The sequence below is a fragment of the uncultured Piscinibacter sp. genome, assembly GCF_937952055.1.
Classification (GTDB): Bacteria; Pseudomonadota; Gammaproteobacteria; order Burkholderiales; family Burkholderiaceae_C; genus Piscinibacter.
On sequence record NZ_CALFYO010000004.1, the window covers coordinates 16,679 to 32,872 of the forward strand.

Genomic DNA, 16,194 nt, shown 5'->3' on the forward strand with positions numbered 1-16,194 from the left:
ACGCCGGCGCGGCAGTCGCCTTACGTCCGCCGTGCCCGCTATCTTCCCACCGCGCGTCAGCGCCCGCCGCTGACGTCCAGGATCGCCCCGGTGGTATAGCTGGCCGCGTCCGACAGCAGCCAGACGATCGCGTGCGCCACCTCGTCGGCGCTCCCGGCGCGTTGCATCGGCACCTGCGGTGCCAGTTGGCTCGCACGGTCGGGCAGTCCGCCGGAGGCATGGATGTCGGTCTCGATGATGCCCGGGCGGATCGCGTTGACGCGGATGGCCTCGGTCGCCACCTCCTTGGCCAGGCCGACGGTGAAGGTGTCGATCGCGCCCTTGGCCGCCGCGTAGTCGACGTACTGGCCGGGAGAACCCAGGCGCGCCGCCGCCGAGCTGAGGTTGACGATGGCGCCGCCGCGGCCGCCGTGCCGGGTCGACATGCGGCGCACGGCCTCGCGTGCGCAGAAGAAGCTTCCGAACACGTTGATGGCGAACATGCGCTGCAGCCGCGCCGCGTCCATCTCGTCGATGCGTGCGGGGAGGTCCACCACGCCGGCGTTGTTGACGAGGCCCGCGAGGCGCGGCATCTCGCGGTCGATGCGCGCGAACATCGCCGCCACCTGCGCCGCGTCGGAGACGTCGGCCTGGATGGCGGTCGCCTCGCCGCCGCCGGCACGGATTTGCGCCACCAGCGCCTCGGCTGTGGCGGCGTCGCGTGTGTAGTTGACCGCGACTGCGTGGCCGAGCGCGGCGAGCTGACGCGCCGCGGCGGCACCGATGCCGCGGCTGCCGCCGGTGACGAGCACGCTGGTGGAGGGTTCATTCTTCATCGAGGTCTCCTGGGCCGCTCTCGCCGGACGGCGCCTCCCGGGCCTTCCTGTCCAGCACCGCCTGCAGGGCCGCCATGCTGTCGACGAATCGCTCCGCCGGCACCGGTCTGGCCACACGCAGCGCGGGCGGGTACAGGCTGCTGAGGTAGAGGTCGCTGCCGAGGCGGTCGCTGCGCTGGTGGTTGGCCCACAGGGTCAGGCCGGTGCCGACCAGGAAGGCCGCCACCGCGACGCCGCGCATCAGCGCGGGACGTGCCGGCTCGACACCGAGCAGGTGGAAGTACAGCGCCGACGCCCCCACCGCATAGCCGACGACGAAGCCGAAGTCGGCCACCCAAGGCCAGGACAGTGCGAAGGCGATCAGCCCCGGCACGACGCCGACCACCGCCCAGGCCAGCGAGGCGATCAGGAAGACCCGCAGGTGCCAGCCGGCGTGGGTCTGACGCGTGAAGGTCTTGGACAGCAGCGACCACATCGCGATCCACAGCGCCGCCCCCATCATCGCGGTCAGCGCCGCTGCGCCGAGGGTGCGGGCGAAGGTGTCGGGGTCGCTGTCGAGCCAGGTGCCGAAGGCCAGCGCCAGCACGAGGCCGCCACCGGCGGCCAGCCCGGGCCCGAAACGGCGAACGCGCGTGGCTGCGGCGGCCAGCGGCAGCTCCGGCGCAAGCGATTCGCCGGCGCGACGCAGGCGCAGCCGCGTGCGGCCGGCCACCAGCTCCAGCGGCGCGCCATCGTCCGGCAGCGGCTCGCGCTCGCCGGCACGCACGCGACGGCCGCGGATCTGCACGCCGTTGGCGGTGTGCAGCGCCTGCAGCGCGAGACCCTGCGCATCCACGTCGAGGACGCAGTGGTGCGGGGCGACATGCGGGTCGGCGAGCGAGAGGTCGTTGTCGAGCGCACGACCGATGCGCAGCGGCCAGGACAGCACGCGCTGCGACTGGCGCACCTGCCCGTCGCGGTCCAGCACCTCGATCACGGCCAGCGCTGTCATCTCATTTCACCCACTCATAGGCGTCGAGGTAGTGGCGCGTCAGCCGCTGCGCGTTGGCGAAGTTGACCCCCTGCGCGTCGAAGCGGCCCTGCACGCCCGAGGATGGCTGGTCCAGCGTCGCGACCAGCACCGACAGGTCGTACAGCTGAGGCAGCTTCTTGTAGGCGCGCAGGCAGACCACCGCGCGCAGCACCAGGCCCGCCCGGTCGACGTAGTCCTCCCGGCACTGCGGCTTGGTCTGCTGCTCGGCGCGCAGACGCGTGAACGACTCGTTGCGGAAGCTCTGCGAGTGGCGTGCCGCAAATCGCAGCGGCCCGATCCTGCTGCCGTCGTAGCTCTCGTGGCGCACCGAGATCGCGCCGCTGCTGAATTCGCCGGCGAAGATGTGCGTGTCCATCACGCAGTCGGAGCGCTCCAGGTCCATGCCGCCCGTGCGCGAGACCTCGCTGCCGCCCCAGCAGCGCATGAACTCGTCGGGCGGCACCGGCACGCGGTAGCGCGGGTGAGTCTGCGGCTTCCAGCCCTGGCGGATGAAGCGCTCGGTCAGCTCGGCCTGGTGCGTCTGCAGCTGGGTCGCCACCTCCGGATAGGCAGGGGTCTTCAGCGGCTGGGCGTCGCGCCCGCGCGTCAGCAGCGAGGCGACGAAGGTCGCCGGCACGAGGAAGCTGACCTGCTCACCGTCGACGCGCCGCGCGACGTTGACGCCGATCACCTGGCCGTCCTGGTCGAGCGCCGGGCCGCCGCTCATGCCGCCGGACAGCGCGCCGCCGAAGAAGATCTGCGGATAGAAGCTGCGCTTGACCAGGCCGTTGTAGTTGCCTTCCATCACCGCGAAGCCCACGTCCAGCGGATTGCCCAGCGAGTAGATGCGCTCGCCCTGTGCCAGCGCGCGGCTCGCCGGACGCAGCGCCAGCGCATCGAAGCGGCGCGTCGCCGCATCACCCGCCTGGAGCAGCGCGAGGTCGTGCAGCACGTCGATCTGCAGGATGGTCAGCGGCGCCTCACGGCCGTCGGCGGTGACGTACACGAGGTCGTGCCGTTCGGGCTTGAGCGCCGCCTGGCTGACGACATGGAAGTTGGTGACGAGGTGGCCGTCGGGCGTGACGAAGAAGCCGGAGCCTACCGAAGTCTGGCTGGCGCGGCCCTTGAGCACGGTGCGGATCTGCACGAGCTGTGAACGAGCCTGCTCGTAGACCTTGCGCGCCGACAGGGACAGGTTGGTGCCGGCGGCGTCGCCGTTGTCGGACGGGGACTGGGCGCGGGCGCCGCAGGCCGCGGCCAGCCCGAGCGCCACCAGGCCGACCCGAACGAGGCGGCTGCAGCCGCAGGGGCGGGCGGGCTTCATCGAAAACCATTCTACGGGGCGGCGTTTGTCCCCGATGCGGCGTCGGGCGGGTCGCGCCAGAATCGGCCCGCCTCCCACTTCGCGCCTGGCCGCCATGCAACGACGCACCCTGCTGATCGCCTCGTCCACGCTGCTCGCCGCGCCTGCGTTCTTGCGCGCGCAGACGCTGGAGAAGCCCAAGCTCACCCTTGCGGTGGGCGGCAAGAACCTGCTGTATTACCTGCCGCTGACCATCGCCGAAACGCAGGGCTTCTTCAGGGCCGAGGGCCTGGACGTGACCATCGCCGACTTCGCCGGCGGCTCGCAGGCGCTGCGTGCGGTGATCGGCGGCAGCGCCGACGTGGTCTCCGGCGCCTTCGAGCACACGCTGAACATGCAGGCCAAGGGCCAGCAGCTGCGCGCCTTCGTGCTGCAGGGCCGGGCGCCGCAGATCGTGCTCGGCATCAACCCGAAGACGATGCCGGCCTTCAAGTCGATCGCCGATCTGAAGGGCAAGAAGATCGGCGTGACCGCGCCGGGCTCGTCGACCAACGTGATGGCCAACTTCGTGCTCGCCAAGGCCGGCCTCAAGCCGACCGATGTGTCCATCGTCGGCGTGGGCGCCGGCAACGGCGCCGTCGCGGCGATGCGCTCCGGACAGATCGACGCGATCAGCAACCTCGACCCGGTGATCACGCTGCTGCAGCGCTCCGGCGACCTGAAGGTGATCTCCGACACGCGCATCCTCGCCGAGGCCGACAAGGTGTTCGGCGGTCCGATGCCGGCCGGCTGTCTCTACGCACCGCAGGCCTTCATCGACAAGCATCCGGCCACGGTGCAGGCGCTGGCCAACGCGATGGTGCGCGCCGACAAGTGGATCCAGGCTGCCGGCCCCGGCGAGATCATCAAGGCGGTGCCCGAGGGCTACCTGCTCGGCGACCGCGCCGTCTACATCGACGCCTTCATGGCTGCCAAGGGTGCGCTGTCGCCCGACGGCCTGTTCCCCGAGGCCGGCGCGGCGACCGCGGTGCGTGCACTGCAGAGCATCGATGCGACGCTCAAGGACGTGAAGTTCGACCTCGCCAGCGCCTGGACGAACGAGTTCGTGCGCAAGGCGCTGGCGAAGTACCCGAAGGGCTGAGCGCTACTTCCTCAGCGGCCCCGGATTCTCGGCGAGGTACTTCTCCATCTCTTCGGGTGAGATGTAGTTGTCCTGGTTGGTATCGATGCGCTTCCAGTCGCGCGTGGCGCCGGCCGAACTGGACGGCGCTGCCGCGGTCGGCGCGGCGCCCGCGACCTGCGGCGGCGTGTGGCCGGGCTTCCCGGACGGACCGGCTGCGCAAGCGGCACCGGCGAATGAAATCAGGGCCAACGGGGCCCAATGGCGAATCGTCATCGTCAAGTCTCCGTGGTGAAGAAGTGGCATTGAGGCAGCGCTGCGACGTGCATGGAGCGCGCCGCAGCGCCCCAAGTTCCCGAGCATCGACAGCATCCCTACACTGCGCAGGTCTTTGACCACGAGCCCGATGAGTTCCTCCGCACCCCCCCTTGCGCTCGACCTGCGCGGCATCACCTGCACCTTCGTCGACCGCCACGACCCGGCGCAGCGCCACACCGCGGTGCGCGACGTGACGCTCAACGTCGGCGCGGGCGAATTCGTCAGCGTGGTCGGCCCGACGGGCTGTGGCAAGAGCACGCTGCTCAACGTCGCGGCCGGTCTGCTCGCGCCGAGCGCTGGCGAGGTCCGCGTGTTCGGCATGCCGCTGGCAGGCATCAATGCGCGCGCCGGCTACATGTTCCAGGCCGACAGCCTGATGCCGTGGCGCACCGCACTCGGGAACGTGATGGCGGGCCTCGAGTTCCGCGGCGCTGCCGATGCGCGCGATCGCGCACAGGCATGGCTCAGGCGCGTCGGCCTGGGCGGCTTCGGCGACCGCTACCCGCACCAGCTCAGCGGTGGCATGCGCAAGCGCACCTCTCTGGCGCAGACCCTGGCGCTCGACCCGGACATCATCCTGATGGACGAGCCCTTCTCGGCGCTGGACATCCAGACGCGCCAGCTGATGGAGAACGAGGTGCTGGCGCTGTGGGCGGCCAAGAGGAAGGCGGTGCTGTTCATCACCCACGACCTGGATGAAGCCATCGCCATGAGCGACCGCGTCGTGGTGCTCTCGGCCGGGCCGGCTTCGCGGCCGATCGGCGAGTTCGTCGTTGATCTCGAGCGCCCGCGCGACGTTGCCGAGGTGCGCACGACGGCGCGCTTCATCGAGTTGCACCAGGCCATCTGGAGCGTGCTGCGCGACGAGGTGCTCAAGGGCTACCAACAGCAGCTGGCCGCCTGAACCATGTGGAACTTCATCAAGCCGAGACCCGGCAACCTGCGTCTGTGGCAGCTCGCCGTGCTGGCGCTGGTGTTCGGGCTCTGGCACTTGCTCACCAAGCCCGGCCTGATCCCGCCGCTCGTGTTCGACAACGATCGCCAGGCCGCCTTCTTCTTCGGTGAGCCGCTGCTGATCTTCGGCCGCATCTGGGGCTGGTTCGTGACCAACGCCGACATCTACCAGCACCTGTGGGTCACGCTGGTGGAGACGGTGCTCGCCTTCGGCATCGGCACCGCGCTCGGCCTCGTGTTCGGCCTGTGGCTCGCGCTCAGCCCGATGGCAGCGGCCATCCTCGACCCCTACATCAAGGCGCTGAACAGCATGCCGCGGGTGATCCTCGCGCCGATCTTCGCGGTGTGGTTCGGGCTGGGCATCGCCAGCAAGGTGGCGCTGGGGGTAACGCTGGTGTTCTTCATCGTCTTCTTCAATGTGTACCAGGGCGTGAAGGAGGTCAGCCCGGTGGTGCTGGCAAATGCGCGCATGCTCGGCGCGAGCCCGAAGCAGCTGCTGCGCCACGTCTACCTGCCGAGTGCCACCAGCTGGGTGTTCAGCTCGCTGCACACCAGCGTGGGCCTGGCCTTCGTCGGCGCGGTCGTGGGCGAGTACCTCGGCTCCTCGCGCGGCGTGGGCTACCTGATCCTGCAGGCCGAGGGTGCCTTCGACATCAACACCGTGATGGCCGGCATCCTTGTGCTGACGGCCTTCGCGCTGGTGCTCGACGCGGCGGTGGGGCGCATCGAGCGGCGCCTGATGAAGTGGCAGCCGAAGAGCGGCGAGACCGAGAAGCTCTGAGGCGGGCCACGCGATGGCCAAGGACATCGGCACGATGGAGGACAGCAATCGCTGCGCCAATCCGAGCATCCACGAGGTGTCCGACCCGTCGCGGCGGCTGTGGGTGCAAGGCGGCCTGGCGGCGCTGGCCGGCGGCGTGCTGTCGCCGTGGCTGGCCGGATGTGCCGGCCACGCGGCGGCACCCCTGCTCGGCTTCAAGGGCATCCCGGCGAGCACCGCCGATGCGATCACGGTGCCCGAGGGCTACGTCGCCGAGGTGATCGCGCCCTGGGGCGAACCGGTCGGCGTGCCCGGCGCGATGCCCGCCTGGCGCGACGATGCCTCGAACTCGGCCGCCGAGCAGGCGCTGCAACTGGGCATGCATCACGACGGCCTCCACTTCTATCCCCTCGGGGACAGCAGCACGCGCGGACTTCTGGCGATGAACCACGAGTACGTCGACGACGGGTTGCTGCACCCCGATGGCCTGAGGAACTGGTCGGCGGAGAAGGTGAAGAAGGCGCAGGCCGCCCACGGAGTCTCGGTGATCGAGGTCGGACTTCAGGACGGCCGTTGGCAGATGGTGCGGCCGTCGCGCTTTGCGCGGCGCTTCACGGCGGCCACGCCCTTCGCGGTGCAGGGTCCGGGCGCGGGCCACGCGCTGATGATGACCGCGGCCGACCCCACCGGCCGCACGGTGCTGGGCACGCTGAACAACTGCGCCAGCGGCATGACGCCCTGGGGCACCTACCTCTCCGGCGAGGAAAACTGGGCCTTCTACTTCGACGGCGGCGAGGCGCCCACGCCGGATCAGCGCCGCTGGGGACTGCGAGAGACGGGCTTCTACCGCTGGGGCGAGCACGACGAGCGCTTCGACCTGCGCAAGCACCCCCATGAGTTCCACCGCTTCGGCTGGGTGGTGGAGATCGACCCGATGGACCCCACGAGCATGCCTGTCAAGCGCACCGCGCTCGGCCGCGCCGCTCACGAAGGCGCCTGGGTCGCGCTGACCCAGGACGGCCGCGCGGTGGTCTACTCGGGCGAGGATGCGCGCTTCGAGTACATCTACAAGTTCGTCAGCCGCGACCGTGTCGCACCGGGCGGCGCCCGGGCCAACCGCGAACTGCTCGACCACGGGACGCTGTACGTGGCGCGTTTCGATGCCGGCGGCAGCGGGTGCTGGCTGCCGCTGGTGCACGGCCAGGGGCCGCTGACGGCGGCGAGCGGCTTTGCGGATCAAGGCGAGGTGGTGATCAAGGCGCGGCAGGCCAGCGATGCGCTGGGCGCGACGAAGATGGACCGTCCCGAATGGCTGGCCATCGATCCGAACCGCCGCGAGGTCTACTGCGCGCTGACCAACAACGTTTCGCGCGGTGCGAAGGACATGCCCGGCGTCGACGCCGCCAACCCTCGCGCCGACAACGTGATGGGCCAGATCATCCGCTGGACCGAGGACGGCGACTTCGACGGCACGACGATGCGCTGGAGCCACCTGGTGCTCGCCGGCGACCCGGCCAACGCGCGGCCCGAGGCCCGGGGCAACATCCGCGGCGACCTGTTTGCCTGCCCCGACGGGCTGATGCTCGATGCGCGCGGCGTGCTGTGGATCCAGACCGATGCGCACGCCTCGCAGATGAACAAGGGCGAGATGGCGCGTCTGGGCAACAACCAGATGCTCGCCTGCGACCGCTCGACCGGCGAGATCCGCCGCTTCCTCACCGGCCCGGTGAACTGCGAGATCACCGGCGCGACGCTGACGCCGGACCTGCGCACGATGTTCATCAACGTCCAGCATCCGGGCGAGGCGCCTGGCGAGCGCAGCGACCCGGCCGAGCCGGACAGGTTCTCTTCCTGGCCGTTCGGCGGCCGGCCGCGCTCGGCGACGGTGGCGATCCGCCGCCGCGACGGCGGCGTGATCGGCAGTTGAGGGAGCGCGACCGCGCCGTCGGCCGCCATGGTGGCGGCCGACGACCCCGAATCAGCTCATTGCGGTACCGGGCGATGGTCGTCGTCGGGAGGCAGGTCAGGCATCTTGAAGTTGCCCTTGCCGCGTTCGGCGTTGACCGACTCGGTGTTCATGGAGAACTGCAGCGCCGCGAAGGCCACGGCGTCGGCGTTGATGTCCAGCGCCGTCAGGTTGACGTTGTCGTAGGTATCGCAGGCCTGGTGGTAGCAGGGATCGTAGGCCGTTCCCGCGACTCCGCCCCAGGTTGCCGCCTCCTCGGGTGTCTTGACCCCTTCCGCGCCGGTGAACAGCCCGCCCGCGGGGATGCCTGCCGCGATGAACGGGCCGTAGTCGGAGCGGCCGGTGAAGTCGGAGCCCTTGAAGGGGACGCCGAGCCCCTGGTAGTAACTCTCGAAGACCTTCTCGATCTGCGCCGATCCGCTCGGCCCGGGGCCGGCGCCCACGCCGTCGGAGTCGTCGCCGTCGTAGACGAAGAAGACGTGGTTCGGCGAGCCGATCATGTCGAAGTTCAGGTACAGGGCGATCTTCGCCTTCTCGGCGGCGGACAGGCCGTTCACGTAGTGGGTCGAGCCGACCAGTCCCGATTCCTCGGCAGCCCAGAGCGCGAAGCGCAGCTTGTTGAAAGGCTTCACCTTGGCCATCTGCACGGCCGTCTCGAGGATCGCTGCGCTGCCCGAGCCGTTGTCGTTGATGCCCGGACCGGCGTTGACCGAGTCGAGGTGCGCGCCGAGCATGACCACGTTGTTCGGGTTGCCGTCGACCGATTCGGCCAGCACGTTGTGGGTGGTGGCGATGCCGCGGAAAGTGCTGGTGCGCAGGTGCAGCACCAGCCCGGCCGTCGCGGCGAGTTCCTGTCCGACGGCCTGGGTGACCGAGGTCACCGGAAGGTCAAGCGTGAACGCGTTGCCCAGCGTTCCGTTCAGCGCACCGGGGATGTTGTTGTAGATGACCACACCGACCGCGCCCGCGGCCGAGGCGTTGGTCGCCTTGATCGCGAAGGTGCAGCCGCCGCGGCTGATCAGCGCGATGTGGCCGGGGGTGAAGCCGGCGAAGTCGGCCGGTTCGCAGCCCGGCGTGGCATCGACGCCCAGCCCGGGAAGCGCGGTGACACCCGCGGTCACATCACCGCTGCCCGAGTACGACATGATGTTGTTCTCGATCGTGCCGGCGGTCGGTGAGACCTGTTCGAGGACGGCCGGCGCCAGCGAGATGAAGGTCTGGAACTGGAGGGGCTGGACGGTGACCAGGTAGCCGGCGTCACGGAACACCTGCGCGGCGTACTCGGCGGACTTGTCGTAACCCGGCGAGCCCGAGACGCGCGTATCGCCGTTGGCGTCGGCGATCGCCTGCAGTGCCGCCTGATGCGCGCGCACGCCATCGAGGGTGACGCACTGCAGCAGCTTCTCGGTGGTGTTGTTGACGCGGCTGTCGCACGACGCGTCGTCCGAGCCGGCATTGCTCGTCTTCTTCTCGGCCTCGGTGACGTCGCCGTCGCCGCCGCCGCAGGCCGCGAGCACGAGCGCGGCCGTGGTCAGGGCGGCGGCGAGGCCGAAGTGCGCGGGTCGACCGCGCATGGGCTTGGACAGGGGCATGAGGGTATCTCCTTGTTGGCCGGCGCTGATGTCTGCGCCTCGACGCCGTGTCGAGATCCCCCCCCGACCCGGTCACGCAGCGTGAACTGCGCGGTGCCAAAGGGCCACCCCCTAAATCTGGGCCTAAATACCTTTTAGGCGATCAGGGTCATGCGGGCGGCCCTGCCGGCACATGTCGCGAAGCACGGTTGATGCCGCAGGCCGCCCCTCTTGCGCGGGACGCACTACTTCGACGTCGGCATGACGAACTCGGCGCCCTTGGGCGTCGAGCTGGCCCAACGCTGCATGACGCTCTTCTGCTTGGTGTAGAAGCGCACGCCTTCCTCGCCGTAGGCATGCATGTCCCCGAACAGGCTCTTCTTCCAGCCGCCGAAGCCGTGCCATGCCATCGGCACCGGGATCGGCACGTTGATGCCCACCATGCCGACCTGCACGCGCCGCGCGAACTCGCGCGCCACGTTGCCGTCGCTGGTGAAGCAGGCCACGCCGTTGCCGTACTCGTGGTCGTTGACCAGCGCGAGGGCTTCGCCGAAGTCGCGTGCGCGCACGCAGGCAAGCACCGGGCCGAAGATCTCTTCCTTGTAGATGCGCATGTCGCGCGTGACATGGTCGAACAGCGTGCCGCCGGTGAAGAAGCCCTGCTCGAAGCCCGGCACCCTGAGGCCGCGACCGTCGACGACCAGCTTCGCGCCTTCCTTCACGCCGATGTCGATGTAGCCCTCGATGCGCTCGAGCGCCTGCCGGGTGACGATCGGGCCCATTTCGGCGTCGAGCTGCATGCCGTTCTTCACCTTCAAAGCCTTCGCGCGCTCGGCGAGCATGGGGACGATCCTGTCGCCGACGTCGCCGACCAGCACCGCCACGCTGATCGCCATGCAACGCTCGCCGGCCGAGCCGTAGGCGCTGCCGATCAGCGCGTCGACGGCCTGGTCCAGGTCGGCATCGGGCATCACCACCATGTGGTTCTTCGCGCCGCCCAGCGCCTGCACGCGCTTGCCGTGGTGCGCGCCGGTCTCGTAGATGTACTGCGCGATCGGCGTCGAGCCGACGAAGCTCAGCGCCTTCACGTCGGGGTGATTGAGCAGCGTGTCGACGGCCACCTTGTCGCCCTGCACGACGTTGAAGATGCCGTCGGGCAGGCCGGCCTGCTTGAGCAACTCGGCCATGAACAGGCTGGGCGAGGGGTCACGCTCGCTGGGCTTGAGGATGAAGGCATTGCCGCAGGCGATCGCCACCGGGAACATCCAGCACGGCACCATGCAGGGGAAGTTGAACGGCGTGATGCCGGCGACCACGCCCAGCGGCTGGCGCAACGTCCAGTTGTCGATGCCGGTCGAGACCTGGTCGGTGTAGTCGCCCTTGAGCAACTGCGGGATGCCGCAGGCGAATTCAATGATGTCGATGCCGCGCGTGACCTCGCCCTGCGCGTCGGTGAACACCTTGCCGTGCTCGGCGGTGATCATCGCGGCGAGCGTGTCTCGGTGCTGGTTCATCAGCTCGAGGAACTTGTTCATCACCCGCGCGCGGCGGATCGGCGGCGTGTCGGCCCAGGCCGGGAAAGCGGCCTTCGCGGCAGCGACGGCGGTGTTCACGTCTTCGGCGCTGGCCAGCACGACCTGGCGTGCCACCGCGCCGGTGGCGGGGTTGTAGACGGCCTGGCGGCGGCTGCCGGTGCCCGACTCGACGCGGCCGGCGATGAAATGGCCCACTTCGGTGGTGGCGGTGAAGGCTTCGGGGGCGCCCATGCAAGTCTCCTGGATGGCAAGACACGAATTGTCGGGCATCGAGAAGACAGGGGCTTGCGGCGGGTCACTCGCCCAAAACATGGGAAAAAAAAGCCCACCTGCGTGAGCAGGTGGGCTGTGTCAAGTCCTCAAGTAAGGACGTCGTTGGGGGCGGTGCCAGTCTCTCACCCTGTTTGGTCTCTCGCGAGCGGGCTCGTGAGCGTCGGGCGTTATGGACCTTTGAGCGCGCGATCTGTTGAAGATCCCGTGTGACAGCTATGGATGCGACTCTAGGGCTGCACTCCCTGGCGGGCCATCCCCAATACGAGGGAACTTCCCTTAGCAGGAGATGTGCCCTTTGCACATACCCGCATGAGGGGTGTGGGCATCGCACAATCGCGCATGGCCACGCATCGCAAAGTCCCCGCCACAGCGCATCGTGTCGCTGCGCAGCAAGCGCTCACAGAGCGCGAGTTGGTGGAGTTGCAGTCGCTGCTCGACAAGGTGCCCGCGCCGCTTGACCCGCTCGACGTGAGCATGCTGGATGGTTTCCTCTGTGGCGTGTTGTTGCAGCCGCGGCGTGTCGCCGAAGCCACGTGGCTCGCGCACGCGACCGATGCCGATGGCCGTCCGCTGCCCGCGCGCTTCGATGCGACGCGGCTGCATGCACTGGTACGCCGCCGCCATGCGGAGCTCGATGCGGCCATCCAGGCACGGCGCTGGTTCGATCCCTGGGTGTTCGAGTTGGACCACGACGGCGAGAGCGCGCCGAGCGAGGCGGTATACGGCTGGGTGGCCGGTTTCGCGACGGCCATGGAGCTCTTTCCGCAACTCATGGCACTGGACGCGAACAAGCTGCGCGAGCCCTTGGCCCTCCTCTACCGCCACCTCGATGCCGACGACCTCGAGGATGCCGATGAGCTGATCGAGGAGATGGAGTCGCTCGAGCCGCCGGCCGACCTCGCCGAGGCGGTGGAGGAACTGGTGCGCGCCACACTGTTGCTCGCCGACGTGTCGCGACCGGTGCCCGCGCCGCCGCGGCGCCGTTGAGTTCCGCGTCAGATGCTCAGCGGGTCGACGTCGATGGCCCAGCGCAGCACCTTGTGGCCGCCGCCGCGGCGCAGCTCGTGCAGGGCCGGTACCCAGGCTGCCAGGAAGCGCTGCAGCGCCGGACGCGAGGGCGACTCCGCCAGCATCTGCATGCGTTCGACGCCGGCCACTCGCGCCACCGGCAGCGGCACTGGCGCGTAGACGCTCACCGCCGGCGCGTCGGGCAGGTCGGTCGCGAGTGCCGCCGCGGCATCGAGGAAGGCCTGGGCGGCCTCGGCCTGCTTGGCGTCGGCGCGCAGCATGGCGAGGTGGGCGAAAGGCGGCAGGCCAGCCGATTCGCGCTCCTTCAGCTGCCCTTCGGCGAAAGCCGCGAAGTCGTGTCGGCGCAGTGCCGCATAGAGCGGATGCTGCGCATGCCAGGTCTGCACCCACATCTCCGCGCCCTGCGCCTGGTCGGCCGAGCGGCCGGCGCGCCCGCCGGCCTGCATGAGCAGCGCGAACAGTCGCTCCGGCGCACGAAAGTCGCTGCTGAACAGCGCGCTGTCGGGGTTCACCGCCGCCACCAGCGTGATGCGGCGGAAGTCGTGGCCCTTGGTGATCATCTGCGTGCCCACCAGCACGTCCACGTCGCCGGCATGCACGGCGCAGAGCTGGGCCTCCAGCGAGCCTTTCAGCCGCGTGCTGTCGGCGTCGATGCGCGCGATGCGCGGGGGTCTGCCGTCCGCGCCGGCGAGCAAGTGCGCCAGTTGCTCTTCCAGCCGCTCGGTGCCCCGGCCGATCGGCGCGATGTCCAGATTGCCGCAGTCCGGACAGGCGTGCGGCACGCGTTCGGTGAAGCCGCAGTGATGGCAGCGCAGTGTGCGGTCGAGCTTGTGAAACACGCGCCAGGCGCTGCAGTGCGGGCAGCCGCTCTTCCAGCCGCAGTCGGCGCAGTGCAGCACCGGCGCGTAGCCGCGGCGGTTGAGGAACACCAGGCTCTGCTCGCCGCGCGCCACCCGCTGGCGGATCGCGTCGAGGAGCGGCGGCGAGAGCGCCGTGCCGGCCCCTTGCCCCTTCGGTTGCTGATTCATGTCGACCAGCCGCACGCGCGGCAACGATGCGCCGCCGATGCGCGAGGGCAAGGCCAGACGCAGGTAGCGGCCTTCGTTGGCGCGATGCCAGCTCTCCAGCGAGGGTGTCGCCGAGCCCAGCAGCACGCGAGCGCCCTGCAGCCGTGCGCGGTAGACGGCAAGGTCGCGTGCCGAATAGCGCGCGCCTTCCTGCTGCTTGTAGGAAGGGTCGTGCTCCTCGTCGACGACGATCACCCCGAGCCGCGGCATCGGCGCGAAGACGGCCAGCCGCGTGCCCAGTACCAGGTCGGCAAGGCCCAGGTGCGCGGCGAGCCAACTGCGCAACCGCTGCGCCGGCGTCAGGCCGCTGTGCAGCGAGACGATGCGCCGGCCGGCGAAGCGCTGCGCGAAGCGCGCCTCGAGCTGCGGCGTGAGGTTGATCTCGGGCACCAGCACCAGCGCCTGCCGCCCGGCCTCGAGTGAGCGCGCGGCGGCATGCAGGTAGACCTCGGTCTTGCCGCTGCCGGTCACGCCATGCAGCAGTACCGGCGTGCTGGCGGGTGTTGCCTCCAGCCTGCCGAGCACCTCGGCCTGCTCTGCGCTCGGCGGCGGCGCGGGCTGGGGCGTTGCTGGGGGAGCCTCGTCCCGCGCCTTGTGCAGCTTGCGCAGGCGAAGCGCGATCTGCGCGCCGTCGAGCTTGTGCAGTTCCGGTGGCAGCACCGACAAGGCCAGTTCGCCAATGCTTCGCTGATAGTAACCAGATGCAAAAGAGACAAGCTCGCGCCACGCGGCGTCGAGCGGGGGCAACTCGGTCAGCACGGCCGCCAGCGGCTTCAGCGCCGTCTCGGCGCACGCGCTGGCGTCTCCGGACCACACGACGCCCAGCAGGTCACGCCGACCCAGCGGCACTCGTACCAATGTTCCTGCAGAGAGCGGCTGCTCACTCAGGTAGTCGAGCGTGCCGCCCAGGCCGGCGTGCTGAGGGGTGTCGACCGCGACCCGGAGGCGGACCATGGGGGTCACGAATTCAGTCACCGGAAAGTTGCGCAGTAATCCTCACAAGGGTGTGAAGGAGTGCTGCCAAGTTGCTGATTTAGCGAGGCTTTTCGAGCCAGCGTCGCATCCTGTGGATAACTTTGTGCAGAACCTGCCCAAAGGCGCGCTAAATGCTTGATCCGCCAAGAAGTGGACTCTCCTGCCCGGACTTTCAGCGCGACTGAACATTCAATGGAATCAATGACTTGCGATGATTTCTCGGATTCGGGATGGTGCGGCGCAATAGCGTTGCAGGGGGCGGAGCACAGATCCATTTTTGGGGATAAGTCAAGCCCTGAGCGCTCACTCACTCGGCGCGGCACGCCCGGAAGCGTCCGCCGGGCTCAGGCGACCGTGCGCAGGCGCCGCGAGACCTCGTGGACGGTGTCTACCAGCACCGATACGGCTTCGGGCGGCGTGTGCTGGCTGATGCCGTGGCCGAGGTTGAAGACATGCCCGCCGTACGTCCCTTGTGGGCTGCGCGGCGCTCCGAAGCTCTCCAGCACCCTGGTCGCCTCGGCGCGGATCTGCTCTGCGTCGGCGAACAGCACGTTCGGATCGAGGTTGCCTTGCAACGCCACGCGGTCGGCCGTGCGCCGGCGCGCTTGCCCGAGGTTCATCGTCCAGTCGAGGCCGACGACGTCGGGCCCGACGCCATCGACGTTGGCCGCGATCTCCTCGATCCACAGGCCGCCGCCCTTGGTGAAGACGATGTGCGGGACGCGCGCTCCGCCGTGCTCGCGCTTCAACTGCTTCAGCACGCGGCGCGTGTAGGCGAGGCTGAACGCCTGGAAGGCACCGTCGGCGAGCACGCCGCCCCAGCTGTCGAACACCATCACTGCCTGCGCGCCGGCGTCGATTTGCGTGTTCAGGTAACGCGCCACCGCGTCGGCGTTGATCGCCAGGATGCGGTGCATCAGATCGGGCCGGCGGTACATCATCGTCTTGACCAGCCGGTAGTCGTCGGATCCCGCGCCCTCGACCATGTAGCAGGCCAGCGTCCACGGGCTGCCCGAGAAGCCGATCAGCGGCACGCGGCCGCTGAGCGCTGTGCGGATCGAGGTGACCGCGTCGAACACGTAGCGCAGCCTGTCCATGTCCGGCACGGCGAGCTTCGCGACATCGGCTTCGTCGCGCACGGGATGCGCGAAGCGCGGGCCCTCGCCCAGCGCGAAGCTCAGGCCCAGCCCCATCGCATCCGGTACGGTGAGGATGTCGCTGAACAGGATGGCCGCGTCCAGTGCATAGCGCTCCAGCGGCTGCAGCGTCACGTCGGTGGCGTATTGGGTGTTCGTGGCCAGGCCCATGAAGCTGCCGGCCTTGGCGCGGGTGTCGCGGTACTCGGGCAGATAGCGACCGGCCTGGCGCATCAGCCACACGGGGGTGTGTTCGGTGGGCTGGCGCAGGCAGGCACGCAGGAAGCTGTCGTTTTGGAGCGGTGCGAACATGACCCGATTATCACGCCCATAATCCGGCCGTTCCCCGAGGAGAAGCCC

13 protein-coding genes are annotated in these 16,194 nt (G+C 69.3%); 5 read left to right on the forward strand and 8 right to left on the reverse strand.

Features of this window, described 5'->3' with window-relative positions; genetic code table 11:
- Positions 1 to 56 precede the first annotated feature (56 nt).
- From Q0599_RS01110 to Q0599_RS01120, 3 genes are read right to left on the reverse strand one after another with little or no spacing between them, the layout of a single operon-like run.
- Positions 57 to 815: an SDR family oxidoreductase gene (locus tag Q0599_RS01110; protein WP_298824461.1), complete on the reverse strand. Its 759-nt coding sequence runs from the start codon at positions 813 to 815 to the stop codon at positions 57 to 59.
- Entirely contained in the window at positions 805 to 1,806 is a 1,002-nt protein-coding gene (locus Q0599_RS01115; RefSeq protein WP_298824463.1) for an FHA domain-containing protein, read from the reverse strand. Before Q0599_RS01115 ends, Q0599_RS01110 begins: the two co-directional genes overlap by 11 nt.
- Position 1,807: 1 nt before the next feature.
- Positions 1,808 to 3,151 (reverse strand): serine protease, encoded by a 1,344-nt coding sequence (locus Q0599_RS01120; RefSeq protein ID WP_298824464.1) that lies wholly within the window; start codon positions 3,149 to 3,151, stop codon positions 1,808 to 1,810.
- 94 nt (positions 3,152 to 3,245) lie between these two features.
- On the opposite strand from Q0599_RS01120, the gene Q0599_RS01125 reads away from it, so the two are divergent.
- Positions 3,246 to 4,271: an ABC transporter substrate-binding protein gene (locus Q0599_RS01125; protein ID WP_298824466.1), complete on the forward strand. Its 1,026-nt coding sequence runs from the start codon at positions 3,246 to 3,248 to the stop codon at positions 4,269 to 4,271.
- 3 nt (positions 4,272 to 4,274) lie between these two features.
- On the opposite strand, the gene Q0599_RS01130 is transcribed toward Q0599_RS01125, so the two are convergent.
- Positions 4,275 to 4,526, reverse strand: coding sequence for a hypothetical protein (locus Q0599_RS01130; RefSeq protein WP_298824468.1), 252 nt, complete (start codon positions 4,524 to 4,526; stop codon positions 4,275 to 4,277).
- 130 nt (positions 4,527 to 4,656) lie between these two features.
- Here Q0599_RS01130 and Q0599_RS01135 point away from each other — a divergent pair, with 130 nt between their 5' ends.
- The 3 genes from Q0599_RS01135 to Q0599_RS01145 are packed head-to-tail and all read left to right on the forward strand — an operon-like array spanning position 4,657 to position 8,209.
- Positions 4,657 to 5,472, forward strand: coding sequence for an ABC transporter ATP-binding protein (locus Q0599_RS01135; protein WP_298824470.1), 816 nt, complete (start codon positions 4,657 to 4,659; stop codon positions 5,470 to 5,472).
- 3 nt (positions 5,473 to 5,475) lie between these two features.
- Positions 5,476 to 6,303 carry an ABC transporter permease gene (locus Q0599_RS01140; RefSeq protein WP_298824472.1) on the forward strand — a complete coding sequence of 276 codons (828 nt, stop codon included), beginning with the start codon at positions 5,476 to 5,478 and terminating at the stop codon, positions 6,301 to 6,303.
- Between the two features lie 13 nt (positions 6,304 to 6,316).
- Entirely contained in the window at positions 6,317 to 8,209 is a 1,893-nt protein-coding gene (locus tag Q0599_RS01145) for a PhoX family phosphatase (RefSeq protein ID WP_298824474.1), read from the forward strand.
- A 56-nt stretch (positions 8,210 to 8,265) separates the two neighbouring features.
- Here the strand turns inward: Q0599_RS01145 and Q0599_RS01150 are convergent, their stop codons facing one another.
- Positions 8,266 to 9,840, reverse strand: a complete 1,575-nt coding sequence (locus Q0599_RS01150) for a M28 family metallopeptidase (RefSeq protein ID WP_298824477.1) — start codon at positions 9,838 to 9,840, stop codon at positions 8,266 to 8,268.
- Positions 9,841 to 10,064: 224 nt separating this feature from the next.
- Positions 10,065 to 11,585, reverse strand: coding sequence for a CoA-acylating methylmalonate-semialdehyde dehydrogenase (locus Q0599_RS01155; protein ID WP_298824480.1), 1,521 nt, complete (start codon positions 11,583 to 11,585; stop codon positions 10,065 to 10,067).
- Positions 11,586 to 11,966: 381 nt separating this feature from the next.
- Here Q0599_RS01155 and Q0599_RS01160 point away from each other — a divergent pair, with 381 nt between their 5' ends.
- Positions 11,967 to 12,614 carry a YecA family protein gene (locus Q0599_RS01160; RefSeq protein ID WP_298824482.1) on the forward strand — a complete coding sequence of 216 codons (648 nt, stop codon included), beginning with the start codon at positions 11,967 to 11,969 and terminating at the stop codon, positions 12,612 to 12,614.
- 8 nt (positions 12,615 to 12,622) lie between these two features.
- Here Q0599_RS01160 and Q0599_RS01165 read toward each other — a convergent pair whose 3' ends face one another.
- Positions 12,623 to 14,677: a primosomal protein N' gene (locus Q0599_RS01165; RefSeq protein ID WP_298824484.1), complete on the reverse strand. Its 2,055-nt coding sequence runs from the start codon at positions 14,675 to 14,677 to the stop codon at positions 12,623 to 12,625.
- A 365-nt stretch (positions 14,678 to 15,042) separates the two neighbouring features.
- The gene (gene hemE, locus Q0599_RS01170; RefSeq protein ID WP_298824486.1) at positions 15,043 to 16,146 is read right to left on the reverse strand and encodes a uroporphyrinogen decarboxylase; all 1,104 of its coding nucleotides are present in this window, start codon (positions 16,144 to 16,146) and stop codon (positions 15,043 to 15,045) included.
- Positions 16,147 to 16,194: the final 48 nt, after the last annotated feature.

What these genes read in the sequence shown, in the direction of transcription:
- Q0599_RS01110 (WP_298824461.1), bottom strand. Translation starts at nt 815, where the DNA reads ATGAAGAATGAACCCTCCACCAGCGTGCTCGTCACCGGCGGCAGCCGC.
- Q0599_RS01115 (WP_298824463.1), bottom strand. Translation starts at nt 1,806, where the DNA reads ATGACAGCGCTGGCCGTGATCGAGGTGCTGGACCGCGACGGGCAGGTG.
- Q0599_RS01120 (WP_298824464.1), bottom strand. Translation starts at nt 3,151, where the DNA reads ATGAAGCCCGCCCGCCCCTGCGGCTGCAGCCGCCTCGTTCGGGTCGGC.
- Q0599_RS01125 (WP_298824466.1), top strand. Translation starts at nt 3,246, where the DNA reads ATGCAACGACGCACCCTGCTGATCGCCTCGTCCACGCTGCTCGCCGCG.
- Q0599_RS01130 (WP_298824468.1), bottom strand. Translation starts at nt 4,526, where the DNA reads ATGACGATTCGCCATTGGGCCCCGTTGGCCCTGATTTCATTCGCCGGT.
- Q0599_RS01135 (WP_298824470.1), top strand. Translation starts at nt 4,657, where the DNA reads ATGAGTTCCTCCGCACCCCCCCTTGCGCTCGACCTGCGCGGCATCACC.
- Q0599_RS01140 (WP_298824472.1), top strand. Translation starts at nt 5,476, where the DNA reads ATGTGGAACTTCATCAAGCCGAGACCCGGCAACCTGCGTCTGTGGCAG.
- Q0599_RS01145 (WP_298824474.1), top strand. Translation starts at nt 6,317, where the DNA reads ATGGCCAAGGACATCGGCACGATGGAGGACAGCAATCGCTGCGCCAAT.
- Q0599_RS01150 (WP_298824477.1), bottom strand. Translation starts at nt 9,840, where the DNA reads ATGCCCCTGTCCAAGCCCATGCGCGGTCGACCCGCGCACTTCGGCCTC.
- Q0599_RS01155 (WP_298824480.1), bottom strand. Translation starts at nt 11,585, where the DNA reads ATGGGCGCCCCCGAAGCCTTCACCGCCACCACCGAAGTGGGCCATTTC.
- Q0599_RS01160 (WP_298824482.1), top strand. Translation starts at nt 11,967, where the DNA reads ATGGCCACGCATCGCAAAGTCCCCGCCACAGCGCATCGTGTCGCTGCG.
- Q0599_RS01165 (WP_298824484.1), bottom strand. Translation starts at nt 14,677, where the DNA reads ATGGTCCGCCTCCGGGTCGCGGTCGACACCCCTCAGCACGCCGGCCTG.
- hemE (WP_298824486.1), bottom strand. Translation starts at nt 16,146, where the DNA reads ATGTTCGCACCGCTCCAAAACGACAGCTTCCTGCGTGCCTGCCTGCGC.